Annotated in this window: 24 protein-coding genes; 15 read left to right on the top strand and 9 right to left on the bottom strand. The window is 57.3% G+C overall.

Annotated features, from left to right (window positions below):
* Positions 1-82 precede the first annotated feature (82 nt).
* Together ACR0BZ_RS08080 and ACR0BZ_RS08075 are read left to right on the top strand one after the other, a co-directional pair.
* Positions 83-1,066, top strand: coding sequence for a fatty acid desaturase (locus ACR0BZ_RS08080; protein ID WP_480919941.1), 984 nt, complete (start codon positions 83-85; stop codon positions 1,064-1,066).
* 92 nt (positions 1,067-1,158) lie between these two features.
* Positions 1,159-1,725 (top strand): helix-hairpin-helix domain-containing protein, encoded by a 567-nt coding sequence (locus ACR0BZ_RS08075; protein ID WP_480919940.1) that lies wholly within the window; start codon positions 1,159-1,161, stop codon positions 1,723-1,725.
* A gap of 58 nt (positions 1,726-1,783) precedes the next feature.
* Here the strand turns inward: ACR0BZ_RS08075 and serS are convergent, their stop codons facing one another.
* Both serS and ACR0BZ_RS08065 read right to left on the bottom strand, forming a co-directional pair.
* Positions 1,784-3,076: a serine--tRNA ligase gene (gene serS, locus ACR0BZ_RS08070; protein ID WP_480919939.1), complete on the bottom strand. Its 1,293-nt coding sequence runs from the start codon at positions 3,074-3,076 to the stop codon at positions 1,784-1,786.
* 72 nt (positions 3,077-3,148) lie between these two features.
* Positions 3,149-4,813 carry a mechanosensitive ion channel family protein gene (locus tag ACR0BZ_RS08065; RefSeq protein WP_480919938.1) on the bottom strand — a complete coding sequence of 555 codons (1,665 nt, stop codon included), beginning with the start codon at positions 4,811-4,813 and terminating at the stop codon, positions 3,149-3,151.
* 201 nt (positions 4,814-5,014) lie between these two features.
* Between ACR0BZ_RS08065 and yajC the strand changes: the two genes are divergently transcribed.
* The 10 genes from yajC to ACR0BZ_RS08015 all read left to right on the top strand — a co-directional run bounded on the left by yajC (position 5,015) and on the right by ACR0BZ_RS08015 (position 12,015).
* The gene (gene yajC, locus ACR0BZ_RS08060) at positions 5,015-5,302 is read left to right on the top strand and encodes a preprotein translocase subunit YajC (RefSeq protein WP_209503494.1); all 288 of its coding nucleotides are present in this window, start codon (positions 5,015-5,017) and stop codon (positions 5,300-5,302) included.
* A gap of 33 nt (positions 5,303-5,335) precedes the next feature.
* Positions 5,336-6,997: a protein translocase subunit SecD gene (gene secD, locus ACR0BZ_RS08055; RefSeq protein WP_480919937.1), complete on the top strand. Its 1,662-nt coding sequence runs from the start codon at positions 5,336-5,338 to the stop codon at positions 6,995-6,997.
* Position 6,998: 1 nt separating this feature from the next.
* Positions 6,999-7,973 carry a protein translocase subunit SecF gene (gene secF / locus ACR0BZ_RS08050; protein WP_480919936.1) on the top strand — a complete coding sequence of 325 codons (975 nt, stop codon included), beginning with the start codon at positions 6,999-7,001 and terminating at the stop codon, positions 7,971-7,973.
* On the top strand, positions 7,966-8,718 hold the full coding sequence (locus ACR0BZ_RS08045) for a sulfite exporter TauE/SafE family protein (RefSeq protein WP_480919935.1): 753 nt from the start codon (positions 7,966-7,968) through the stop codon (positions 8,716-8,718). Before secF ends, ACR0BZ_RS08045 begins: the two co-directional genes overlap by 8 nt.
* Positions 8,719-8,730: 12 nt before the next feature.
* Entirely contained in the window at positions 8,731-9,084 is a 354-nt protein-coding gene (locus ACR0BZ_RS08040; RefSeq protein WP_480919934.1) for an Mth938-like domain-containing protein, read from the top strand.
* 144 nt (positions 9,085-9,228) lie between these two features.
* Positions 9,229-9,843 carry a heme ABC exporter ATP-binding protein CcmA gene (ccmA, locus tag ACR0BZ_RS08035; RefSeq protein ID WP_480480340.1) on the top strand — a complete coding sequence of 205 codons (615 nt, stop codon included), beginning with the start codon at positions 9,229-9,231 and terminating at the stop codon, positions 9,841-9,843.
* Entirely contained in the window at positions 9,840-10,496 is a 657-nt protein-coding gene (gene ccmB, locus ACR0BZ_RS08030; protein ID WP_480504686.1) for a heme exporter protein CcmB, read from the top strand. Before ccmA ends, ccmB begins: the two co-directional genes overlap by 4 nt.
* 61 nt (positions 10,497-10,557) lie before the next feature.
* On the top strand, positions 10,558-11,331 hold the full coding sequence (locus ACR0BZ_RS08025; RefSeq protein WP_480473412.1) for a heme ABC transporter permease: 774 nt from the start codon (positions 10,558-10,560) through the stop codon (positions 11,329-11,331).
* The gene (gene ccmD / locus ACR0BZ_RS08020) at positions 11,328-11,486 is read left to right on the top strand and encodes a heme exporter protein CcmD (RefSeq protein WP_480919933.1); all 159 of its coding nucleotides are present in this window, start codon (positions 11,328-11,330) and stop codon (positions 11,484-11,486) included. The genes ACR0BZ_RS08025 and ccmD overlap by 4 nt, the downstream gene beginning before the upstream one ends.
* On the top strand, positions 11,479-12,015 hold the full coding sequence (locus ACR0BZ_RS08015) for a DsbE family thiol:disulfide interchange protein (protein ID WP_480480346.1): 537 nt from the start codon (positions 11,479-11,481) through the stop codon (positions 12,013-12,015). The genes ccmD and ACR0BZ_RS08015 overlap by 8 nt, the downstream gene beginning before the upstream one ends.
* 18 nt (positions 12,016-12,033) lie before the next feature.
* Here ACR0BZ_RS08015 and ACR0BZ_RS08010 read toward each other — a convergent pair whose 3' ends face one another.
* Positions 12,034-12,318 carry a putative quinol monooxygenase gene (locus ACR0BZ_RS08010; protein WP_480919932.1) on the bottom strand — a complete coding sequence of 95 codons (285 nt, stop codon included), beginning with the start codon at positions 12,316-12,318 and terminating at the stop codon, positions 12,034-12,036.
* 126 nt (positions 12,319-12,444) lie between these two features.
* Complete coding sequence (acnA, locus tag ACR0BZ_RS08005; RefSeq protein ID WP_480919931.1) at positions 12,445-15,135, bottom strand: aconitate hydratase AcnA; 2,691 nt, start codon at positions 15,133-15,135, stop codon at positions 12,445-12,447.
* 226 nt (positions 15,136-15,361) lie between these two features.
* Here acnA and ACR0BZ_RS08000 point away from each other — a divergent pair, with 226 nt between their 5' ends.
* Positions 15,362-16,063 (top strand): DUF1223 domain-containing protein, encoded by a 702-nt coding sequence (locus ACR0BZ_RS08000; RefSeq protein ID WP_480919930.1) that lies wholly within the window; start codon positions 15,362-15,364, stop codon positions 16,061-16,063.
* Here ACR0BZ_RS08000 and ACR0BZ_RS07995 read toward each other — a convergent pair whose 3' ends face one another.
* The 4 genes from ACR0BZ_RS07995 to purB all read right to left on the bottom strand — a co-directional run bounded on the left by ACR0BZ_RS07995 (position 16,064) and on the right by purB (position 20,503).
* On the bottom strand, positions 16,064-16,987 hold the full coding sequence (locus tag ACR0BZ_RS07995; protein WP_480919929.1) for a lysophospholipid acyltransferase family protein: 924 nt from the start codon (positions 16,985-16,987) through the stop codon (positions 16,064-16,066).
* A 120-nt stretch (positions 16,988-17,107) separates the two neighbouring features.
* Entirely contained in the window at positions 17,108-18,208 is a 1,101-nt protein-coding gene (locus ACR0BZ_RS07990) for a flagellar motor switch protein FliG (RefSeq protein WP_480919928.1), read from the bottom strand.
* 69 nt (positions 18,209-18,277) lie between these two features.
* Positions 18,278-18,820 carry a tetratricopeptide repeat protein gene (locus ACR0BZ_RS07985; protein ID WP_267364901.1) on the bottom strand — a complete coding sequence of 181 codons (543 nt, stop codon included), beginning with the start codon at positions 18,818-18,820 and terminating at the stop codon, positions 18,278-18,280.
* Between the two features lie 378 nt (positions 18,821-19,198).
* On the bottom strand, positions 19,199-20,503 hold the full coding sequence (gene purB / locus ACR0BZ_RS07980) for an adenylosuccinate lyase (protein WP_480919927.1): 1,305 nt from the start codon (positions 20,501-20,503) through the stop codon (positions 19,199-19,201).
* A 354-nt stretch (positions 20,504-20,857) separates the two neighbouring features.
* Here purB and ACR0BZ_RS07975 point away from each other — a divergent pair, with 354 nt between their 5' ends.
* Together ACR0BZ_RS07975 and ACR0BZ_RS07970 are read left to right on the top strand one after the other, a co-directional pair.
* On the top strand, positions 20,858-21,418 hold the full coding sequence (locus ACR0BZ_RS07975) for a hypothetical protein (protein WP_480919926.1): 561 nt from the start codon (positions 20,858-20,860) through the stop codon (positions 21,416-21,418).
* A gap of 11 nt (positions 21,419-21,429) precedes the next feature.
* Positions 21,430-21,747, top strand: coding sequence for a hypothetical protein (locus ACR0BZ_RS07970; RefSeq protein ID WP_480621969.1), 318 nt, complete (start codon positions 21,430-21,432; stop codon positions 21,745-21,747).
* Positions 21,748-21,779: 32 nt separating this feature from the next.
* On the opposite strand, the gene ACR0BZ_RS07965 is transcribed toward ACR0BZ_RS07970, so the two are convergent.
* Positions 21,780-22,994 (bottom strand): bifunctional alpha/beta hydrolase/OsmC family protein, encoded by a 1,215-nt coding sequence (locus ACR0BZ_RS07965; RefSeq protein ID WP_480919925.1) that lies wholly within the window; start codon positions 22,992-22,994, stop codon positions 21,780-21,782.
* Positions 22,995-23,172 lie beyond the last annotated feature (178 nt).

The raw sequence follows: 23,172 nt of genomic DNA, 5'->3' as shown, positions 1-23,172 counted from the left end.
TGGGCAAGCACTGCTTGCACGCGGACTAGCCGCACCTAGATTTGAACAGAAAACTGAACGGCCATCGTAAGGAGACGGCTGGATGGATTTGAGGGAATATACAAGACATTACGCGGTGCAGGACAACAGATTGGCCGCGGCAAGTTATTTTGGCACATTTGCGGTGTATTTCGCGTCGCTGACCGTTGCGATCACATTTGTTGATCGATGGTACATCATGATACCCGCCGGGATCGTGTTCGCCTTTGCCGCAGTACGGCTTTATGTGCTGCAACATGATTGCGGGCACCACTCTCTGTTCGAGACACGTATGCAAAACGAATGGGCAGGGCATGGCCTGTCTCCCTTCACTTTCGCCCCGTTCGAGGTGATGAAACAGAACCACAATTTGCACCATGCGGGCATCGGAAATCTTGAGCACCGCGAGACAGGTGAAATTCACACGATGACCCTGCGAGAGTGGAATGCAGCTGATTGGAAAACACGTTTGTTTTACCGGCTGTATCGCAATCCGTTCATCCTGGTTCCGGTCGGCGCGTTGTTCACCTACTTCATCCGATACCGCTGGCCCAAGAATACGGCGCGTTTTGGCGCCAAAGGTGTGGTGTTGCACAACCTGTCGATCGTTGTTTTTCTTGGATTGTTGTATCTGATCGCGGGTATGACGGGCATTTGGGTCTGGCTGGTGTTTTCCTTTTTGGGTGGAATGCTGGGCGTCTTCCTCGTTTATCTTCAGCACAACTTCGAAGACACCTATTGGGATCGCCGCCCTGACCTGAATCCTCAGACAGCAGCGCTTGAGGGGTCATCCGCGCTGGATTTCGGATGGTGGTTCGATATGGCTGTGGCTTGCATCACGTTGCATGATATCCACCATTTCAACGCGCGTATCCCATCATATCGCCTGCGTGCCTGCCACTATAACCTGCCGCCGGAATATACCCCCCGCCGGATCAAATTTCCCGAGGCCGTGGCAGCATTGAACCTGAAGCTATGGGACGAAAATGCCAAGCGCCTTGTACCCTTTCCGAGAGACAACCGAGCCGCTGGTCTTGCCCATAACTAAGCTGGCAGAACAGGGGCGACCACCACACAGCTTGCGGGCTCGTGTATCTTTTGTATATACGAGCCGGTAGCGAGACAGAGAGAGGACCTATAATGACCGCTGTGACCGACATAAAAGGTGTAGGAGAGGCACTTGGCCAGGCCCTTGTTGCCAATGGCTTCAAGACGGCCGAGGCGATAGCCAAGGCCACTCCTGCTGATTTGGTCAAGGTCCCTCGGATCGGTGAGGCGCGCGCGTTGGTTTTGATTGCATCTGCCAAAGATGCCGTTGCTGCAAAACCGCCTGCTGCGAAACCGGCAACACGCCGAACTGCGGCCCGGACGCCCGCGACGCGCAGACCGACCGCACGCAAAGCCGCACCCCGCAAAACAATCGCCGCAGCCGCAGTCGAGAAACGGGTCGAGGAAGCCGCACGCAAGGCGGCAGAAGAAAAAGCAGCCGCCGAAAAAGCCGAGGCTGCTGAAAAGAAAAAGGCCAAAGCCAAGGCCAAGGCCGAAAAAGCCGCGAAGAAGCGCAAAGAGATGGAAGCCGCCTTTTCCAAGGCCAAAGACAAGGTGAAAGCCAAGTCGAAAAAGGACAAAAAGTCAAAAAAGGACGGAAAAAAGAAAGACGGCAAGAAAGGCGGAAAGAAGAAGGACAAGAAAAAAGCGAAGAATTAAAACCTCTTCGCCTTCAGTTGATGTCCTAACCGGTGCCTGACGGTGCCGGTTTTGTGTGTCAGGCCAAAGTACCGTCAAGTTGTAGGGTCAGCTTGCCGCCCAGATAGGGGCCAAGTACCTCGGGCAGCGAAACAGTGCCGTTTTCATTCTGACCATTCTCCAGAACTGCGATCAGGCAACGTCCGACAGCCAGACCGGAACCGTTCAGAGTATGAACAAATTCGGGTTTGCCACCACTTTCAGGCCTGAACCGGGCATTCATCCGGCGTGCCTGAAACGCGCCTGTAGTCGAGACCGAGCTGATCTCGCGATAGGTGTCCTGTCCGGGCAGCCACGCTTCGATGTCATAAGTGCGGCGCGCGCCAAAGCCCATATCACCGGTGCACAAAACAACAGTGCGATAGGGGACGCCCAACTGTTCCAGCAGATCCTCGGCGCAGCGCAACATGCGCTTTTGTTCGTCATCTGACGCGTCGGGATGGGTGATCGAGACCATCTCGACCTTTTCGAATTGGTGCTGGCGCAGCATTCCTGCAGTGTCCTTGCCCGCGCTTCCTGCCTCGGACCTGAAACAGACGGTATGGGCGGTCATACGGATGGGCAGGGCAGACTCTTCAAGAATGTCACCGGCCACTGAATAGGTCAGCGTGACCTCGGAGGTCGGGATCAGCCACCAGCCATTGGTCGTCTGATAGCTGTCGTCACCGAATTTAGGCAGTTTATCAGTGCCATACATCGCCTCATCCCGAACCAGAACCGGTGTCTGCATTTCTGTCAGACCGTTCTTGTCGATATGTGTGTCCAACATGAACTGGGCCAGCGCACGGTGGAGCCGGGCAACCCCCTTGGACAGGTTCACAAACCGGCTGCCGCTGGTTTTGGCGGCGGTTTCGAAATCCATTGCGGCTGCGACGGCGGGAATGTCGTAGTGCTCTCTCGGTGCAAAGCTGAAATCGCGCGGGGTGCCCCAGCGGTTGACTTCGACATTGTCGTTTTCGTCCGCGCCTTGCGGCACGTCATCGGCGGGCAGGTTGGCGATGCGGGCCAGTTGATCGGTTAGCAAGGCATCCAGATCCTTGGCCTCGGTCTGCATCCGGGCGACTTCGGCCTTTTTCTCGGCGACCAGCGCGCGCAGGCGTTCGAATTCAGCCTCGTCGCCGCGCCCTTTGGCTGCACCGACTTCCTTGCTGGCCTTGTTTTGTTCGGCCTGTGCGGTTTCGGCAGCCAGAATCTTGGAACGCCGGCTTTCGTCCAGCCTCAGCAGATCTGACGACACCGGCGCGTCCCCACGGCGCGCTAGGGCGGCGTCGAAAGCGGCAGGGTTTTCGCGAATGGCGCGGATGTCGTGCATGTCTCAGATCCTTGAATGCGTGAATCACTGAACCCGCTTATGCACCATCTGCGGGGCAGGGTGTAGCACCGGTTACGACTTATCAGCGTCTTCGTGGGTTTCATGCGCCAGATGGCCCTCCCATGCCCCGGCCGGTATTTTAGGCTCAGGCGGGTCAGCCACATAAGAAGGCGTCATGATCTGCACATTGTTTTCGTTAAATACCGCAACAATGTTTCGATGCAGGTCCGAGCGGATTTTGGGAATGATGCTGCCGCGGGTGGTATAGCCGTTGATCTGATAGTTGATCGCGTAATCGGCCAACGCCGTCCACAACACAAAAGGTTCGGGATTGGCCTTGATACCTTTGGTGCGGTTGGCGGCCTCAATCAGCATCGCCTCAACCTTTTCAGGGGGTTCTTCGTAGCCGATGCCAACGGTCGTGTGCAGCAACAGCCCGTTACCATCAGTTTTCTTCGAAAAGTTCACGACATCTGAATTCATCAACTGTGCATTGGGGATTGAAATCAGTTCGTTCTTGATCGACTTAAGATGGGTCTCCATCAGTTTGATCTGAACGACATCGCCGATATGGTCTCCGATCTGTATGCGGTCGCCGATCGAGGTAGACCTGCGGTAAATCACAAACAGCCCGGCCAGCATATTGGACACGACCGAATTCGCGCCCAAAGACAGCATGGCGCCGACCAGAATGGTCAATCCCTGGAACGCGGCCGAGTCTGAGCCCGGAATATAGGGAACCGCAAAAACCAGCGCGATCAGAATAACGACGACACGGGCAATGTTGAACGTCGGGTTGACCCAGTGTTTTTCGAAATCACCCATTTCGAACGAACCGGCTTCGACCGCATCAAAGAACACGCGCAGACCTTTGATGATATACAGCGTGACCCATGTGATCAGGCCCAGCATAATCAGATTGGGGATATAGCTGAGGATGCCCCGGAAGATAAGCAGCACCGGCTCGGTCAGATAGGTTAGCAGAAGCTGTGCGAAATATCTGGTTTCCGCAAAAGCCAAAAGAACAAAGGACAGGTAATAGTAGAAACCGAGAAAGAAGATGATCAGCAGCACGAAGTTCAGACCATAGCGGATAAGGGCCGCGATTGCTTCGGCCTGAACGCTTTTGGCTGTCGCCGTTTCGACATCCTTTAAGTAGCGTTTTACCAGCTTCAATGTGCGACGCCTGATCCGACGGTGCAGCCACAGGATTGTGACAACAAACAGGGCAAATCCCAACGTCCAGGCAGCCGCTTCGATAGCACCGGAAACGCGCGCCTGATCGGTTCGGTTGGCTCGATACGCCTCAATGGATTGTTTGATCGCATTGCCATGCAAAACGCTCAGAACACTTAGTTCCATCTGATCCAGTTCAGAGTCAGCTTTAGTAACGATCGAGATTCTTTGGCCATCGGCCAGAATCCAGATGCCAAATTCGGTCTCTTCATATGTGATCTCGACCAAAGGTGCTTCCGACGCTTCCGCAACCGCAATGATCTTGTTCTGTACGTCCTCGGCGCGCTCCGGAGCAGGCAGAGCGCTTGATCCTCGCACCTGAAACAGAACGTCCCCGTCCACGATGACCGGGGCCATGAACGTGTCCGATTCCGAAGTCTCGGACAGGGGCGATTCAGCGGGTGCTTCCTGCGACAAGGCCGCACCAGACAGCCACACGCTCACCGACAGGGCAGTCAGTAAATAAAGCAACGAAAGGAAAGGCTTGAGTGGCCGTGTCATGTGTCCCCCTTCAGATAAACTATACCCGGTTTCGGTTATGTTCCTAGGACATATCTGCAACGCTTTGCCCGTAGTTGCCGGGACATGCCTGTATTCAAGTGGGTTACATGACCGCCTTTGCTTGCAAACCGACATTTCAAAGCATAGGTTCCGCCCAAATTTGCGGAACTGTGCCGCAAGACTAGAACAAAGGAATGTCCCATGGATGGTGGCGCAATCGCCCAGTTTCTCCCGCTGATCCTGATCTTCGCGATCATGTATTTCCTGCTGATCCGTCCGCAGCAAAAGAAGATGAAGGAACATCAGGCCATGGTTGATGCCGTGCGTCGGGGTGATCAGGTGATCACGCAAGGCGGCGTGATCGGCAAGGTATCGAAGGTCAAGGAAGGCGATAACGAGATCGAGGTCGAAATCGCCGAGGGCGTCAAGATTCGCGTGGTCAAATCGACCATCGCCCAGGTTCTTAACAAGACCGAGCCGGCGAAGTAACTTCGCGCGACAATTCCTTGAAAAGGCAGGGTAATGCTGCAATTTGATACCTGGAAGCGGGTTCTGATCTGGCTGGTCTGCGTGACCGGTCTGCTCATGGCCCTGCCAAACGCGTTTTACACGCGGGTCGAGCAATCCAACGACGCCAAGGCTGCGATCGAGCTGGGCAATGACACGCCGCAGATACAGGCTGAAGCCGCGCAATGGCCGAACTGGCTGCCGTCATCCCTGGTCAATCTTGGCCTCGACCTGCGCGGCGGTGCGCATCTGCTGGCTGAAGTTCAGGTGCAGGACGTCTACGAATCCCGGATGGAGGCGATGTGGCCGGAAATCCGCGACGCGCTGCGCGATGAACGTGCCACGGTGGGAACCATCCGCCGTCAGGACTCGGCCGCGGATGAGATTCGCGTGCGCATCAGCCAGCCCGAAGGAATGCCACAGGCGTTGGAGGTTGTTCGCGGTCTGGCCCGGCAGGTGCAGACCCTGACAGGTGTAGGTGCCACAGATATCGAAGCCCGCGCGGATGGCGACACGATTGTTGTTCAACTGTCCGAGGCAGAAAAACTGGCCTCGGATGATCGCACGGTGCGTCAGGCGCTGGAAATCATCCGCCGCCGGATCGACGAAGTCGGTACGCGAGAGCCCACAATCCAGCGTCAGGGGACGGATCGCATCCTGATTCAGGTGCCGGGTATCGGCAGTGCGGGCGAACTTAAGGAAATTATCGGAACAACGGCACAGTTGACGTTTAATCCGGTTGTCGGGCGCGGAACCGATCCGGATGCCGTCGCAGGCGTCGGTGAAAAAATCGTGCCGTCGATTGACGAAAACGAAGTTTATTACAACATCGAATCCGCTCCGGTCGTGACAGGAGAGGAACTGGTCGACGCCCAGCCGTCCTTCGATCAGAACGGCCGCCCTGCGGTCAACTTCCGGTTCAACACATCCGGTGCGCGCAAGTTCGGGGATTTTACCCGTGACAATATCGGCGCACCCTTTGCCATCGTGCTGGATGACGAAGTGATCTCGGCCCCCGTGATCCAAAGCCATATCCCGGGCGGGTCGGGCATCATCACCGGTAACTTCACCGTTGAGGAAAGCACCAATCTGGCCGTCCTGCTGCGTGCCGGTGCTTTGCCTGCGGGGCTGGAGTTCCTGGAAGAACGCACCATCGGCCCCGAACTGGGGCAGGACAGTATCGACGCAGGTAAAGTTGCCACAATCGTGGCCTTTGTCGCGGTGCTGGTATTCATGGCGCTCAGCTATGGCCTGTTCGGTGTCTTCGCCAATATCGCGCTGATCATCAACGTGGGCCTGTTGTTCGGCTTGCTGTCCCTGATCGGCGCAACACTGACACTGCCGGGGATTGCGGGGATCGTTCTGACGGTCGGTATGGCAGTGGATGCCAACGTGCTGATCTTTGAGCGCATCCGCGAAGAACTGAAATCCGCCAGAGGTCCGGCCCGCGCCATCGATCTGGGCTATGAAAAGGCGTTGTCGGCCATTCTGGACGCCAACATAACCACTTTCATCACCGCCGTTATCCTGTTTGCCATGGGCAGCGGCCCTGTGCGCGGGTTCGCGATCACTCTGGGCCTGGGTATCCTGACATCCGTCTTCACCGCGATCTTCGTGACGCGCCTGATGGTTGTCATGTGGTTCGAACGCCGCCGACCGAAAACGATCGAGGTTTGACATGAGACTGAAACTCGTACCGCAGAACACCTCGTTCGACTTCTTCAATCGTTGGAAAATCTGGCTTGGAATCTCCGGCCTGATGATGGTGATCGCGTTCACCTCATTTCTGCTGCAGGGGCTGAATTTCGGGATCGATTTCCGCGGTGGAACCACGATCCGGACCCAAAGCACGCAAGCAATCGACGTGGGTGTTTACCGCGATGCTTTGTCTCCGCTGCAACTGGGTGACGTCACCATCACCGAGATTTTTGATCCAAGCTTCGGTCCCGATGAAAATGTCGCGATGATCCGTATTCAGGCTCAGGAAGACGCCGAAGCGGTCACTGCAGACGTGATCACCCAGGTCGGCGAAGCGCTGGCTGCCGCAGACCCCGGACTAAAACTGCCCTTTGAAAGTGTCGAATCCGTTGGCCCAAAAGTGTCGGGCGAGTTGATCCAGACGGCTGTGATCGCGGTTGTCTTGGCCATTGGTGCCGTTCTTGTCTACATCTGGCTGCGCTTTGAATGGCAGTTTGCACTGGGGGCAGTTGCCGCATTGGTGCACGATGTGATCCTGACCATCGGCATCTTCTCGGAACTGCAAATCCGCTTCGATCTGGCGATCATCGCGGCGCTGCTGACCATCGTCGGCTATTCGCTGAACGACACGGTTGTCGTCTTCGACCGGGTGCGCGAGAATCTGCGGAAATACAAAAAGAAGGACCTCAAGGAGGTTCTGAACATCTCGATCAATGAGACCCTGAGCCGGACTGTCATGACCTCGGTTACTACGTTGCTGGCTTTGATCTCACTTTATGTTCTGGGTGGCGACGTCATCCGCGGCTTTGTCTTCGCGATGATCTGGGGTGTCGTTGTCGGGACCTATTCGTCGGTCTTCGTGGCTTCGACCATCCTGCTTTGGCTGGGGGTCAAGCGCGACTGGTCCAAACCGTCGAATACGGCGGGCAACCAGTTTGCCAATATTGATGCCTGAGGCTCTACAACAGGCCTTGGCCCTGCCGGGCCTCACTTGGCTGATCCTTACCATCGGAGCCGCGGGACTTGTCCGCGGCTTCACAGGTTTTGGCACCGCGATGATCTTTGTGCCGGTGGCGACCCAGTTCCTGCCTATTGCAGAAGTGGTCTTTCTGATGGCCGCCACCGGTATTGCATCAACCTTTGCCTTGGCTCCGCAGGCGTGGCGGGATTGTGACAAGGTCGAAATCAGCACTCTGGGCTTTGCCGCAACGATAACCGTGCCGCTGGGGCTGTGGATCATGGTGCAGGTGGACTCGGTTGCGCTGCGCTGGGTTGTTTGCGGCATTACCGGTCTGACCCTGCTGGCCGTGGTTACTGGCTGGCGGTGGGAGGGTAAACTGGGACTGCCCGGACGTCTCGCCATCGGCGGTAGCGCAGGCGTTGTCGGCGGCATGACCGGGCTGACCGGCCCGGTTGTCATCGTGTTTTATCTGGCCAGTTCCACCGACGTGCGCAAGATTCGTGCCAACACCATCATTTTTTTGGCATTGCTGGACGTTGTCATCGTTTTCAACATCCTCATCAGCGGTGCCGCAGATTTGTCGATCCTATGGATTGTCCTGCTGCTGTGCGTGCCTTATCTGATCACTACGCTTATCGGCAAAGCAATGTTCGACCCGAAACTGGAACGGATCTACCGCCTCGCGGCCTATTCGGTCATCCTGATCGCCGTCATTTCCGGGCTGCCGCTTCTGGATTGAAGAAGGGACATCATGCGTCTGAATCAGATTACTTTTACAGATGCCAAACCCATACACGGTTATGGCCCCGGTTTTTTTCGAATTGGCGGCGATGTCTTCCACGGCGCTGTCCTGACAGGCCCGGAAGGCCCGGCAGAGTGGGGCGGCTATGACGACCGACACCCCCTTCTGGACCTGGCGGGCAGAATCGACGTCCTGCTTATCGGCACGGGCGCGGACATGGCCCACATCCCCCAATCGCTACGGGTTGAGTTGGAAAATGCCGGACTTGGTGTTGAAGTCATGAACTCTCCCGCCGCCTGTCGCACCTACAATGTGCTGCTCGCTGAAGGCCGCCGCATCGCACTTGCGCTGATCCCTGTCTGACGGGATCCTCTTCATCTGGCCGAAAATATCCCGGGGAGTGTGAGGGGCTGGCCCCTCACTCCGACATGTGCCAGCTGTGGTGCGCTGGCATCCTGCGGCAAATCTCGCCTTTTGCCCCTGCTGACAATCCGCTAAGCGGGTCTCATGACTTTGACTGTAACAGATCTGTCGATCACACGTGGCGGTGTTCCCGTCCTTGAGGGCCTCAGCTTTCAGCTGTCGCCGGGCAAGGCTCTGATCCTGCGGGGGCCGAACGGTATCGGCAAAACGACGCTTCTGCGCACGTTGGCTGGCTTGCAGCCTCCGCTGGAAGGCAAGATCGAAGGGGCCGAGGACCGGATCGCCTACGCGTCCCATTCGGACGGGCTCAAACCGACATTGTCGGTGACTGAAAACCTGACATTCTGGGCAGCGGTCTTTGGCACCTATGACATCCAGCCGGCGCTGGACGCTTTTGAGTTGAACGAACTCGCCGACCGTCACGCCGGCAATCTGTCGGCGGGCCAGAAACGGCGGTTGGGGCTGGCGCGGATGCTGGTCACAGGGCGGCCAATCTGGATGCTGGACGAACCAACCGTCTCGCTGGACAGGAATGCGGTGCAAATGTTTGCCGATGCGGTGGGGGCACATCTGGGTCAGGGCGGGTCAGCCCTGATCGCGACCCATATCGACCTTGGCCTTGATGGCGAGGTTCTGGACGTCGGTCCTAACAAGGCCAAACCCAAACCCATCGACGATTTCGACGGAGGTTTCCTGTGATCGCCCTGTTGCTGCGTGACCTGAAACTGGCTTTCCGCGCAGGCGGCGGGTTTGGGCTGGGTCTGGCCTTTTTCCTGATCGTGACTGTGATGGTGCCATTTGCGGTGGGGCCGCAATCCTCGCTGCTGTCCACGATTGCGCCCGGTGTGCTCTGGCTGGGGGCCTTGCTGGCCTGCCTTCTGTCGCTTGACCGCCTGCTGGCACTGGACTGGGAAGACGGCTCGCTCGATCTGCTGGCCACGGCACCGCTGCCGCTTGAATCGGTTGTCACAGTTAAGGCGCTGGCCCACTGGCTGACCACTGGTCTGCCGCTGGTTCTGGCCGCGCCGTTTCTGGGTGTCTTGCTGAACCTGCCGATACCGGGGTTTTTCTGGCTGGTGATCTCGCTCCTGATCGGTACCCCGGCCATGAGCGTCATCGGGACATTTGGTGCTGCGCTCACCGTTGGTCTGAAACGTGGCGGGCTATTGCTGTCGCTTCTGGTGTTGCCGCTTTACGTCCCCACCCTGATTTTCGGGGCCGAAGTTGCCCGGCGTGGAGCAACAGGGATGGAAGTGCAGACGCCACTGCTGATGCTGGCCGGGATCACGGCGGCAACCATCGCATTGTTGCCCTTTGCCAGTGCTGCCGTGCTACGTATCAATCTGCGGTGAACCGCGACAAGTTTGATGGATGTCAATTGAGAACCACCCCAACTCGGACTAGATAGGGCCTATGTCAATCGCAGCCAAAGCCAACGCCCTCTGGGAATATGCCAACCCGCGCAAGTTTCTTGAAACCAGCGAACGGGTCCTGCCGTTTTTCTGGATCGTCTCGACCATCTGCATCGTTGTCGGTCTGACCTGGGGCTTTTTCTTTACACCGGACGACTACAAGCAGGGGTCGACGGTCAAGATCATCTATTTGCATGTTCCGGCGGCCCTGATGGCGATCAATTGCTGGCTGATGATGCTGGCCACCTCATTGGTCTGGCTGGTGCGTCGCCACCATGTCAGCGCGCTTGCGGCACGGGCTGCTGCGCCGATCGGGATTGTAATGACCCTGATTGCGCTGCTGACGGGGGCCATCTGGGGACAGCCCATGTGGGGCACATGGTGGGCCTGGGATCCGCGCCTGACATCGTTTCTGATCCTGTTTCTGTTCTACCTTGGCTATGTCGCCTTGTGGGAAGCTATTGAGGACCCTGATACCGCAGCCGATCTGACCTCGGTTCTGTGTCTTGTTGGGTCGGTCTTTGCGATCCTCAGCCGGTATGCGGTGAATTTCTGGAATCAGGGCCTGCATCAGGGCGCATCGGTCATGCGGGCCGGGGCCGTTACCGGGGCGGATACGGAAGAGAAAGTCAGCAATGTCTTTTTCTACCCTCTGCTGGCCTGCATCATCGGATTTGTTCTGCTGTTCATCGCCTTGGTGTTGTACCGCACCGGAACGGAAATTCGCGCCCGTCGTATCAAGGCTCTACAGGCACGGGAAAGGGTGGGCGGATGATCCCCGATCTTGGAAAATATGCAGACGCTGTTTTGTCGTCTTATGTCGTTTCCATTGCCCTTATCGTGGCACTGGTTGCGTTCAGCGTGATGCGCGGGCGCAAGGTGCGTGCGGAAATGGAAAAGGTCGAACAGAGGATGTCGCGCAATGGCTAAAATCTCGCCCCTGATGATTGCGCCACCTCTGATATTTGGCGCATTCGCGGTTCTCGCAGGCATCGGCATGTTTCGCGAAGATCCCAACGCTTTGCCCTCGGCCCGCGAAGGCCAACCGGCGCCGCCCGTGGTTCTAACCGAGTTTCCGGGAAAGACCCTTTTCGACGACGAAACGCTGCGGGACGGAGAGGTCAAGCTGGTCAACTATTGGGCCAGCTGGTGCGCCCCATGCCGCGTCGAGCACCCCAATCTCGAAGCACTGGCAGCTGAAGGCATCCCTGTTTATGGCATCAACTACAAAGACAAGCTGAGCAGTGCCGAGGCTTTTCTGGCTGATCTTGGCGATCCTTACGTCGCCATGGGCCGCGACGAACAGGGCCGCATGGCGATTGATTGGGGTTTGTACGGTGTTCCCGAGACCTACGTGATCGACGGTGATGGAACGATCATTCTGCGCTTTGCAGGCCCGATCACGCAACGTGTCATTGAAAGCACCATCCGGCCTGCGCTTGAGAAAGCGGCAGAGTAGGGTCTTTCAACCTCTGGTTCAGGCGAGCTGGTAGGTTTGGAAATCCTGCTCGACCTCAAGAAACTCGTTGATTCGCAGAAAATCGCCTTTGTCGGCACGCCAGTTCAGGTAGGCTTCAAGCGCGTCGGGGTTTTCCCAGATGTGAACAACGACTTGTTCGTTGTTTGCGGGCGAGAGCAGAAGATAAGCGGCACGACATCCGGGGAATTTTCGGGTTTCGGCAACCAGATCCCCGATCAGTTTGGCAAGCGCCGCGAATTTCCCCGGCAGGGGAGTGGATTTGACAATGACGGCTTCCTGCATACGCGTCTCCGGTTTTTGTAGCAGGGTCAAGGAATCCATTTAAAAATGCGTGAACGGGATACTGAAATACAGAAAAGGAAAGGGCGCCCCGCAGGCGCCCTTGTCATTTGTCCAGACTGGTCAGGCTTAGTTGGCCTTCGCCAGATTCCTCAGCACGTATTGAAGCACACCGCCGTTTTCGATGTATTCGATCTCAGGCGCGGTATCGATCCGGCATTTCAACTGGATGGTCGTCTCAGCTCCATCTGCGTAGGTGATGGTGCAGGGCACGTCCTGCAACGGCTCGACCGTATCCAGCCCGTGGATTGAGACGGTTTCGTCCCCCTTCAAACCCAGGGTTTTGCGGGTATCTCCACCGGTGAATTCGAACGGGATCACGCCCATGCCAACCAGATTGGATCGGTGGATACGCTCAAAGCTCTCGGCGATTACGGCCTTGACGCCCAGCAGCGCCGTGCCCTTGGCCGCCCAGTCGCGGCTTGAGCCCGCGCCGTATTGTTCGCCGCCGAACACGACCAGCGGGGTGCCATTGGCCTGATAGGCCATCGAGGCATCGTAGATCGACGTCTGTTCGCCATCCGGACCTTTGGTGTATCCACCTTCAACTCCATCCAACATCTCGTTCTTGATGCGGATATTGGCGAAGGTGCCGCGCATCATGACTTCGTGATTGCCCCGCCGCGAGCCATACGAGTTGAACTCGCGCGGCTGAACCTGACGGTCGGTCAGATACTTGCCTGCCGGCGTCGTGGTAGCGAATGACCCTGCAGGTGAGATGTGGTCGGTGGTTACCATGTCGCCCAGAATGGCCAGAACTTTGGCGTCTTCGATGTTCGAGATCGTGCCCGGTTCCGCCCCCATACCCTGGAAATAGGGCGGGTTCTGGATGTAGGTCGACGTTGGCGGCCAGTCATAGGTTTCCTGTTGCGGAACCTCGACGCTTTGCCATTTCTCATCCCCCTTGAAGACATCCGCATATTTCGACTGGAACGCTTCGCGGGTTACGGTTGCTTCGACCAGTTCCGCGATTTCACTTTGGGTTGGCCAGATGTCCTTCATGAAGACGTCGTTGCCATCCTTGTCCTGACCGATGGGCTCGGACGTCAGATCGATGTCGAGCGTACCTGCCAGCGCATAGACAACAACCAACGGCGGCGAAGCCAAGTAGTTTGCGCGGACATCCGGTGAGATACGGCCTTCGAAGTTCCGGTTGCCGGACAGAACCGACGTGGCGACCAGATCGCCCTCGGCAATGGCTTCCGAGATTTCTTTCTGGATCGGGCCCGAGTTGCCGATGCAGGTGGTGCAGCCGTACCCAACAAGGTTGAAACCGACCTTGTCCAGATCTTCTTGCAGTCCAGCGGCCTCAAGATAAGCAGATACAACCTGCGAACCGGGTGCCAGCGAGGTTTTAACCCAAGGTTTGCGGTTCAGACCCAGAGCTGCGGCTTTGCGAGCCACAAGGCCTGCACCGATCATCACGTAAGGGTTCGACGTGTTGGTACAGGAGGTGATCGAAGCAATTACAACCTTGCCCGACTCCATGGTGTAGTCTTCGCCCTTGACGGCGACTTCCTTGCCCATGGGGCGCTTGAAGGTCTCTTCCATTTCCTTGGTGAAAGCGGCCTTGGCGCCGGTCAGCGCGACGTAGTCCTGCGGGCGTTTCGGGCCTGAAATTGCAGGAACGATTGTGCCCATGTCCAGTGACAGAGTGTCAGTGTAGATCGGCGCATAGTCCGGGCCTCTCCAAAACCCGTTTTCCTTGGCATAGGCTTCGACCAGCGCGATGCGGTCTTCGTCGCGGCCGGTGTTGCGCATGTAGCGCAGGGTTTCTCCGTCGATCGGGAAGAAGCCGCATGTCGCTCCGTATTCCGGCGCCATATTGGCGATGGTTGCACGGTCAGCCAGCGGCAGGCGGTCCAGCCCCTCGCCATAGAATTCGACGAATTTGCCCACCACGCCCTTGGCACGCAGCATTTCGACAACTTTCAGAACAAGGTCTGTACCGGTGGTGCCTTCGACCATCGAGCCGGTTAACTCAAAACCGATCACCTCAGGGATCAGCATCGAGATCGGCTGACCCAGCATTGCGGCTTCGGCCTCAATCCCGCCAACGCCCCACCCCAGAACGGCCATGCCGTTGACCATGGTGGTGTGGCTGTCAGTGCCAACCAGTGTGTCGGGATAGGCAACTTCTTCGCCGTTCTGATCGGTGTCAGTCCAGACAGTCTGTGCCAGATATTCCAGGTTCACCTGATGACAGATACCGGTGCCGGGAGGCACAACGCGGAAATTGTTGAACGCGTTCTGACCCCATTTCAGGAACTGATAACGTTCCATGTTGCGCTCGTATTCGCGGTCGACGTTCATCTGGAACGCACGCGGGTTCCCGAACTCGTCGATCATGACCGAGTGGTCGATAACCAGATCGACCGGGTTCAACGGGTTGATCTTCTGTGCGTCGCCGCCCAGGCCCTTGATCCCGTCGCGCATGGCGGCCAGATCGACCACCGCTGGAACACCGGTGAAGTCCTGCATCAGCACGCGGGCAGGGCGGTATGCAATCTCGCGCGGGTTCTTGCCGCCATTGGCACCCCATTCGGCAAATGCTTTGATGTCATCGACCGAGACCGAAAAGCCGCTGTCTTCAAATCGGAGCATGTTTTCCAGCACGACTTTCAACGCGGCAGGAAGGTTGGAAAAATCACCCAAACCGGCCTGCTGCGCGGCGGGGATCGAATAGTAGGAAATGGATTTGCCATTCACGTTCAGGCTGCGGCGTGTCTTAGCGGTATCCTGTCCGACTTTAATGGGCATCGGGTGGCCTCCCTTCTCAAATGACTTGGATTTCGGGCATCGCTGAATGTTATCTGCATCACCCAAGCCGCTGGTTCAAGGTTCAATGACACTGGATTTGCAATTTTGTATACCATTGCACACATTTAGGCGGAGAATTGCAAGTACCGCCCTCAAGAAACGTTGATTGGCGGTTGAGCGGCAAAACGGCTATCCCAGAGAACACCCGCTTTATCCGAGAGTTTTTATGTTCAGACCCGCTGCTTTGACCGCCCTGATATCCTGCCTGCTCGCCACCCAGCCCATGGCCGGTGAGGATCCTGTGGTGGTTGAGCTGTTCACCTCACAGGGGTGTTCGTCTTGCCCGCCGGCAGATCGGATCATGCATGAGCTGGCGAAACGCGACGATGTCATCGGGCTGGCGCTGCATGTCGACTATTGGGATTACATCGGCTGGAAGGACGAATTTGCCGATCCTGATCACACGCTCCGGCAACGGGCCTATGCCCGCGAAAACGGAAAATCCATGATCTATACGCCTCAGATGATCATTAATGGTCAGCACGATATTGTCGGCGCTCAGGCTCAGGAGCTCGACCGTCTGATTGATGCGCATCTAAAGGCCGCCCCCGAGGCAGCGGTGACAGCAACCCGAGACGCTGACGAAGTGACCGTGAGTGTGACGCCTGTGGAATTGCCCGCAGGTGAGATCTATGACGTGCGTATCGTTCAGTATTCGCCTCTGCGCCATGCCTCGATCCGCCGTGGTGAACTAGCCGGGCGAGAATTGGATTATGCCAATGTTGTCGAGACCTGGCAGATTGCGGGCCGGTGGGATGGGCAAACGCCGCAGACATACTCGGCGCAGCTGAAACCAGGCTTGCCAGCCGTCGTGCTTGTGCAAAGGACCGGTCACGGGCCAATAGTTGCCGCGTCTTGGGCCAAGTGATCAGGGCATGTCGTCCGGTTGGACGCCGAGCCCGTTCCAGCTTTTCCAACGCCGGTGGATCCAGAACCACTGTCCCATATGCTGCCGCACGATCTGTTCCAGATCGTCATTGGTGAACTGAGTCATCGTCTTTGGGTCTGTGTGCGGAACGGGATCATGCAGGATGATTTCAAAGTCGATGCCATTAGGCTGGCGCACGGCATAGCACGGTATCAGTACGGCCTTGTACTTGATGGCCAACTCTGCGTTCAGCACGGATGTCACGGCAGGCTTGCCAAAGAATGTCAGCTCTTCGCCCCCTAGCGCATGCAGGTCGGACACGATGGCAATGATTCCACCGTTCTTGAGTGACCGGACCATTTCGACCATGCCACGCCGCCCCTGTTCGAACATCGGCGCGCCGGTTTTGTAAAAAGCTTCGACATAGGCGTCGTTGAAATAGGGATTGGCCATCCGCCGATAGAGGCATCCAATCGGCTTGCCGCTGTGTTTCTGCAGGGCAACACGAGCGGCCAGATAGTGACCGAAATGCGCAGTGATCATCATCACCGGGCGCCCTTCGGCAATCGCGGCGTCAAACGCAGCAATACCGGGCCCGGATATCTTGGCGTTCACCTGACGTTCGATGAAACCTTCGGGTGAGAAATGCTCCATTATTGCCCGACCGGCATTATCCGACACGTCACGATAGATCTTTGTGATCTCGGTGTCAGACAATTCAGGGCAGGTGAGCTTTAGATTCCGGCGGACACGGGTGCGAAATCCAACGACGGGTGCAAGGGTTTTCATGATTGCACCCATGGTTGCTATGCGCCTTTCATAAGGAAGCAGGCGCATAGCGCCGATGATTCCCTGCAGGAGCAGATTGGCGACATAGTATTTTCCAAGCTCAAACCGGCTGAGCTCCGACTTTTCGACGGGCATGGAGGTGTCTCACCGCGTGTTGCGAAATGTTGCCTCAGACATACAACCCGGTACCCGTAACCTCAAGCACCCTGGCGAAATGGCTGCCCTAACGATCTGGCGGGTGCGCCTGTTCCTGCCTCAACCCGTGTTTTCGTCGTCTTCCTTTTCAATCAGCGTAATTGTTCCGGCGTCAGACAAGGTACGAACCGCCCCAACGATCTGGGTCATGGCATCTTCGGCCTCAGATTGCTTGACCCGCCCGCGTTCCGCGATTTCCTCGCGCAGGTTTTCTGCCATGCGGGAGGAGATATTCGACAGCAGAAACTCGACAGATGCCTTGTCATCATCCGCGGCGGCACCAGCAAGGGCCGCGACCAGAACAGGCTGATCGACTTCCCTCAATATGGCTGGAACATCACGTGGGGAAATCCGGCTGGAGATATGGGCGAAGGTAAAGATCGAGCGGCGCACCAGATCGGCAAAATCGGCGTCGTCCTCATCCAGCGCGTTCAGCAGGTCGTCGCGCGTGGCGGACGCAGACTGGTTCAGAATCGCACCCACACGCGCGCCCGGACCGTCATTGAAGGCCTGAACAGGCCGCTGATCCAGTTGAGCAGCCAGTGACCAGCCGATCCGCTCAACCGCTTCGGGTGTGACATTTGCTGTTTTCGAAATTGCGTAGGTGATCCGCCGCGCCACCGGACCCGGCATGTGGCCCAGCATCTGTGCCGCCTGTGCTGTATCCATTTTTGAAAGCATCACAGCTGCAACTTCAGTGCTTTCCGCCTGTGCCATGGCCGCAAGGTCCTGGGCCGGAATGTCGCGCAACCTTTGCCAGGGATCACCGATCTGGCGAACTCCGGCAACTTTGCGCAAACGCGCCGCTGTTGCGGGCGTGATCTTTCCGCTGACGGCATCCAAGGCTCCGGCAAGCCCATGTGGAAAGGCCAGACCGACATTGTCCAGGGCTTCGCTGAATTCCTGTGCCACAGCACCCAGAGTCACCCGGTCCACAAGGCCCATTTCCCCCAATTGGTGTGTCAGTTTTTCTTGCAGGTCATCGGGAAGTTCCTCCAACGGAAGATCGGCGCCTTCGTTCAACAACAGGCGCACGACGACAGCTGCCTTCTGACGGCTGGTCAAAGATCGGGGAACAAGGCGCGGGTTGTCGCCAGCCTCTGCGGAAAACGGGGCCGAAGCCCCTTGAACCGTTTGAATTAATGCGTTGGTGTTCTGCATCTGCCTGTGGAGCCAAAGTTTTCGAACCACAGGCAGATTAGAGAGAGTCGGGTTAAATAACCCTGAACCTTAATAGCTGTATGTCAGGCCCGTTCGGATCGCTTCGCGCAGCGACGCCTCGGCCCATGTGCCTTCGCCGCCGCGGGCCTTTATTTCACGCCATTGCTCGATCGCCAGATCGGTTCGGCCTTCGGACACAAACCCCTGCGCCATGTAGCTGCGCGCCAATAGATTGTCTGGATTGGCATTGATCGCGTTTTGATAAAAGACATTTGCCAGTTCCAGCTCGCCCATTTTGCGATAGGTGAAACCCCAATAGGTCAGGACACGATCGTCGTCCTGATCCATGATGCGCAGAATGTCCTGAGCGTGCCCGTATTGCCCGTCATACGCCAGTTCGCGGACCGCATTATACAGCTGATCATCGGTCAGGTTTGACTTGTCGGGTTTGACGCATTTTCCACGGGTTTCGTCATATACACGGCCGAACAGGCATTTCTTGGTTGTATTCGTCGGTTTCGGCGGGCTGCTGCTGTCACCACCTGCAGCATGGACAGCAGGCGCGAAGGCAAAGGCTTGCAAGGCAAGGGCAGAAGCTAACAAAAGGCGCATTTCTTTACTCCGTTCTCGGGGCTCTTATTGAAATCATAGTGTGATCTACAAAAAAGCTAACAGGGGAACGGTCGCTTTTATTCACGAACTGGACAAAAATTGTCAGCTGTTGACAGATTTCGCGCAGCTTTTTGTTTCAGAATCCCACGCTGTACCGGGTGCGCAGGATTGAGTCTGTTTGGAATGTTGTTCGCAGGCAAGCCCGACCGAGGCCACAAGAACCAGTGCCAATGCGCTTAGGAGTGTTCGGATCATGATGTTTCCCTCGTATGGAAAAAGCACATGCAGGATACCGCATTTCTGTTGATCTGGCAAAAAGCAAGGGGGTGCCCTGCATGTGGCAGAGCACCCCCGGCTAACAGACTGAAAAAATATCCGTTATTCCCCAAACACGCGCGCAAAGATCGTATCGACATGCTTGGTGTGATACCCGAGGTCGAATTTCTCTTCGATCTCCGCGGGGCTGAGTGCGGCAGTTACATCAGCATCCGCCAACAGTTCCTCCTTGAAGTCGGTGCGGTGTTCCCAAACCTTCAACGCGTTGCGCTGTACCATGGCATAGGCGTCCTCACGGCTGACACCTGCCTGGGTCAGGGCCAGCAGAACCCGCTGGCTCATAACAAGGCCTGGGAACTTGTTCATGTTTTCCAGCATGTTTTCCGGGAAGATCAGCATTTTGTCGACCACACCTGTCAGGCGGGCCAAGGCAAAATCCAGCGTGATTGTGGCATCCGGACCGATCATGCGCTCGACAGATGAATGCGAGATGTCGCGTTCGTGCCAGAGCGCAACATTCTCCATCGCCGGTATTACGGCCGCGCGGACCATGCGTGCCAGACCGGTCAGGTTCTCAGTCAGCACCGGGTTTTTCTTGTGCGGCATCGCCGAGGAGCCTTTCTGGCCCATCGAGAAGAACTCAGCCCCCTCCAGTACCTCGGTCCGCTGCATGTGGCGGATTTCGATGGCGATGTTCTCGATGCTGCTGGCGATGACGCCCAGCGTTGCAAAAAAGGCCGCGTGGCGGTCGCGCGGAATGACCTGCGTGCTGATCGGCTCAGGCACCAGACCCAGCTTGTCACAGACATGTTCCTCGACTTGCGGGTCGATATTGGCAAAGGTACCAACCGCGCCGCTGATCGCTCCGGTGGCGATTTCCGCACGTGCATCGCGCATCCGGGACAGGTTGCGGTCCATCTCGGCGTAGAAGCGGGCAAAGGTCAGACCCATGGTTGTCGGTTCGGCGTGGATGCCGTGGCTGCGTCCGATACGAACCGTGTTCTTATGTTCCATTGCGCGGCGTTTGAGCGCGGCCAGAAGCCCTTCTAAATCGGCAATCAGGATGTCGGCGGCGCGGGTCAGCTGTACGTTGAAACAGGTGTCCAGCACGTCCGAGCTGGTCATGCCCTGATGCACAAAACGCGCCTCTTCACTGCCAACATGCTCTGCAAGATGGGTCAGGAATGCGATAACGTCATGCTTGGTGACGGCCTCGATCTCGTCGATGCGGGCGACATCGAATTCCACATCCTTGGCTTTCCAGACAGCTTCGGCATTTTCACGCGGGATCACGCCCAGATCCGCCATGGCATCGCACGCGTGCGCCTCGATCTCGTACCAGATGCGGAACTTGGTCTCGGGCGACCAGATGGCAACCATGTCGGGGCGGGAATAACGGGGTATCATAGGCGACGGCACCTTTTTTGCAGATTGGATGAGGCGTTGGCGCGGGGTTTAGCCGCGTGCGGGGTAGGGAACAAGATGCGAGAGCGAATATGAGACGGTTTGCCCTGATTCTTATCGTTTGTTCGGGCTTTTCAGCAGCAGACGGGTTCGGAAAACTGTCCTTCAAAGGATATGGCACGATAGTGACGGGCAGGGTGCTGCAAAAAGACAGGTTTTGTACCTGCACTAGTTCTCACCGGATCATGCTGCCAGTTGGGGTGGATGCCCGTCTTGCCCTTGCTGCCAAGCGATGCTGGACAAACAGCGCTTTGACAGTTCAATCTGAACGGAAGGAAGTAATCAGGTTATTGAGATATGCGTTTATTATCATGTTCGAAACTTGCCCTTTGTGGTGCATTTTGCGTCGGCACAGCTGCACTAGCACTGGCTGACACACCTGTGACCTACACCGAAGAAGGCCAATCGCTTTTTCGGTTCGAAGTGCCCGACTTCTGGATTCTTCGCACCGGCGGCCCGCGCGAGATTGAGGATACCGAACTGGGTGACGCCCGTGCGGTCGCACGGGTCATGGGGTTCCGGCCAGTGACAGACGACGCGGTGTGGATGGGTTTCGTATCACCTGCGGGGGTTGGAACAATTCAGGGCGGCGTCCGGTACTTGCAGGATATCGACAGGTTTCTGGTCAAAGACCCGACGATGACCAGCACCAGCGATACCCGTATTGGCGGGTTGCCAGCACGCGTGTTTCGGGGCACCGGGCACCGGGACGGCAAGGGGGTAAGCTTTACCGCCACCGTCATTGACCTTCCGCAAGGCCGGGTTGCCATAGCAGTTGCCATTCTGCGGGACGGAGCAGACCCGAGTTTTGCTGATGATCTGAACGCCGTATTCGCGTCGTTCCGGGCGCTTCAGTAAGGGAGGGGACAATGAGCATTAGACTGATCAAAAGGATGTCCCTTGCGCTGGGGTTGGGGACCGCGACTTTGACGCTGTCGGCCTGTGACGGTGTGACAGTTGGGGTCGGGTACGGGTATGACCCGTTTTACGACTCGATGCTGTGGAACGACTACTACCATGACGTGGATGTGGACATTGACATAGATCGCCCCAACCGGCCTGATCGACCAGTGCGCCCCGAGCGTCCGAAACCACCTGTGGCCAAACCTCCCGCGCGCCCGCGCCCACCAGTGGCGCGTCCGCCGGTTGCCCGCCCGCCCATTCATCGACCGGGCCCGCGGCGCTAAGGAACAAAAGGCCGCCTGTCAGGCGGCCTTTCTTATGAAAGAAGCTCGGTCGTTATGCGGGCCGAGCCTTCAAGCGTCCGGTGAACCGGGCATTTGTCCGCAATCTCAAGCAAACGTTGCCTTTGCTCCTGATCCAGCGGGCCGCTCAGGCGGATTTTCCGGCGAAACTGGTCCACCTTGCCGTCATTCACCAATCCGGCATCCTGCGCGTGAACCTTGTCATGACACACATCGACGCTGACATTTGTCAGGGGCCAGCCCTTGCGCCGGGCGTACATGCGTATTGTCATCGACGTGCAGGCCCCCAGACCGGCCGAGACAAAGCCATAAGGCGACATGCCCTTGTCAGTGCCGCCATAAGATGCGGGCTCATCCGCGACCAGATGGTGGTTTGGACCGGCCTGAATATCCTGCATGAACCCGCCGGGATCTGCTTCGGTTATGCGCACGACGCCTTCTGGCGCACCCGGTGGCGGCGCGGGTGGGCACAGTTTCACATAGCGCGAAACCCATGCAGCAATGACATCGGCCGCATATTCGGCGTCAGAGGCACGGGTGATCAGGTGATCGGCATCGTCAAGGGTAACAAAGCTTTTGGGGTGTTTCGCGGCCAGAAAGATCGCGCTCGCATTGTCGATGCTGACCGTTTCGTCGCGTGGGGCATGAAGGATCAGCAGGGCGGCTTTGAGGTCGGCGATTGCAGATGACAAGGCCGATTTGGCAATGTCGTCCACAAAAGCTTTACCAATTCGGAAGGGGCGACCACCCAGAGAGACCTCGGCACTGCCATCCTCTTCGATCTGAGGCAACGCGGCCTCAAAGTGATGCGACACATGGGCGGGGTCCGCCGGTGCACCCAATGTCACGACGGCTTTTACAGTGGGAATACCTGCCCGCGCCCGCAACACCGCCGCGCCCCCAAGCGAGTGGCCGATCAGCAGGGCAGGTGCCATGTTTCGACCGGCCAGATATTGCGCGGCTGAAATCAGATCCTCGACATTCGAAGTGAAGGTCGTATTGGCAAACTCGCCTTCGGAATGGCCCAGTCCGGTGAAATCGAACCGCAGCACCGCAATGCCCATGGCAGCCAGTCGGGCAGAAATGCGCCGGGCGGCCGGGATATCCTTGGAGCAAGTAAAGCAGTGGGCGAACAGGGCCGTTGCCAGCACCGGTCCGTCCGGCAAATCCAGTCGCGCCGCCAATTGGCTGCCGTCATGTCCGGCAAAAGTGATGCGTTCCGTGGGCATGTCGGCTCCTTGAATGGTACGGGGGAACACGCCTAATACTGTGTATTTGCCCTTTGGGTCACAACCCTTAAGTCACACGCGTAACGGGAAGGTGAGAACGAATGGGTGTTTCACGGACTGCGCAAGATCCCTGCCGCCTTCGGGCCGCATGGCGGCAGAGCTCTTACCTTCTTTTATT

It is taken from the genome of Ruegeria sp. P8, from assembly GCF_056534665.1.
The sequence above is the reverse complement of the archived record's forward strand: the minus strand, read 5'-3'. Positions and strand labels throughout refer to the sequence as shown.

What these genes read in the sequence shown, in the direction of transcription:
- ACR0BZ_RS08080 (WP_480919941.1), top strand. Translation starts at nt 83, where the DNA reads ATGGATTTGAGGGAATATACAAGACATTACGCGGTGCAGGACAACAGA.
- ACR0BZ_RS08075 (WP_480919940.1), top strand. Translation starts at nt 1,159, where the DNA reads ATGACCGCTGTGACCGACATAAAAGGTGTAGGAGAGGCACTTGGCCAG.
- serS (WP_480919939.1), bottom strand. Translation starts at nt 3,076, where the DNA reads ATGCACGACATCCGCGCCATTCGCGAAAACCCTGCCGCTTTCGACGCC.
- ACR0BZ_RS08065 (WP_480919938.1), bottom strand. Translation starts at nt 4,813, where the DNA reads ATGACACGGCCACTCAAGCCTTTCCTTTCGTTGCTTTATTTACTGACT.
- yajC (WP_209503494.1), top strand. Translation starts at nt 5,015, where the DNA reads ATGGATGGTGGCGCAATCGCCCAGTTTCTCCCGCTGATCCTGATCTTC.
- secD (WP_480919937.1), top strand. Translation starts at nt 5,336, where the DNA reads ATGCTGCAATTTGATACCTGGAAGCGGGTTCTGATCTGGCTGGTCTGC.
- secF (WP_480919936.1), top strand. Translation starts at nt 6,999, where the DNA reads ATGAGACTGAAACTCGTACCGCAGAACACCTCGTTCGACTTCTTCAAT.
- ACR0BZ_RS08045 (WP_480919935.1), top strand. Translation starts at nt 7,966, where the DNA reads ATGCCTGAGGCTCTACAACAGGCCTTGGCCCTGCCGGGCCTCACTTGG.
- ACR0BZ_RS08040 (WP_480919934.1), top strand. Translation starts at nt 8,731, where the DNA reads ATGCGTCTGAATCAGATTACTTTTACAGATGCCAAACCCATACACGGT.
- ccmA (WP_480480340.1), top strand. Translation starts at nt 9,229, where the DNA reads ATGACTTTGACTGTAACAGATCTGTCGATCACACGTGGCGGTGTTCCC.
- ACR0BZ_RS08025 (WP_480473412.1), top strand. Translation starts at nt 10,558, where the DNA reads ATGTCAATCGCAGCCAAAGCCAACGCCCTCTGGGAATATGCCAACCCG.
- ccmD (WP_480919933.1), top strand. Translation starts at nt 11,328, where the DNA reads ATGATCCCCGATCTTGGAAAATATGCAGACGCTGTTTTGTCGTCTTAT.
- ACR0BZ_RS08015 (WP_480480346.1), top strand. Translation starts at nt 11,479, where the DNA reads ATGGCTAAAATCTCGCCCCTGATGATTGCGCCACCTCTGATATTTGGC.
- ACR0BZ_RS08010 (WP_480919932.1), bottom strand. Translation starts at nt 12,318, where the DNA reads ATGCAGGAAGCCGTCATTGTCAAATCCACTCCCCTGCCGGGGAAATTC.
- acnA (WP_480919931.1), bottom strand. Translation starts at nt 15,135, where the DNA reads ATGCCCATTAAAGTCGGACAGGATACCGCTAAGACACGCCGCAGCCTG.
- ACR0BZ_RS08000 (WP_480919930.1), top strand. Translation starts at nt 15,362, where the DNA reads ATGTTCAGACCCGCTGCTTTGACCGCCCTGATATCCTGCCTGCTCGCC.
- ACR0BZ_RS07995 (WP_480919929.1), bottom strand. Translation starts at nt 16,987, where the DNA reads ATGCCCGTCGAAAAGTCGGAGCTCAGCCGGTTTGAGCTTGGAAAATAC.
- ACR0BZ_RS07990 (WP_480919928.1), bottom strand. Translation starts at nt 18,208, where the DNA reads ATGCAGAACACCAACGCATTAATTCAAACGGTTCAAGGGGCTTCGGCC.
- ACR0BZ_RS07985 (WP_267364901.1), bottom strand. Translation starts at nt 18,820, where the DNA reads ATGCGCCTTTTGTTAGCTTCTGCCCTTGCCTTGCAAGCCTTTGCCTTC.
- purB (WP_480919927.1), bottom strand. Translation starts at nt 20,503, where the DNA reads ATGATACCCCGTTATTCCCGCCCCGACATGGTTGCCATCTGGTCGCCC.
- ACR0BZ_RS07975 (WP_480919926.1), top strand. Translation starts at nt 20,858, where the DNA reads ATGCGTTTATTATCATGTTCGAAACTTGCCCTTTGTGGTGCATTTTGC.
- ACR0BZ_RS07970 (WP_480621969.1), top strand. Translation starts at nt 21,430, where the DNA reads ATGAGCATTAGACTGATCAAAAGGATGTCCCTTGCGCTGGGGTTGGGG.
- ACR0BZ_RS07965 (WP_480919925.1), bottom strand. Translation starts at nt 22,994, where the DNA reads ATGCCCACGGAACGCATCACTTTTGCCGGACATGACGGCAGCCAATTG.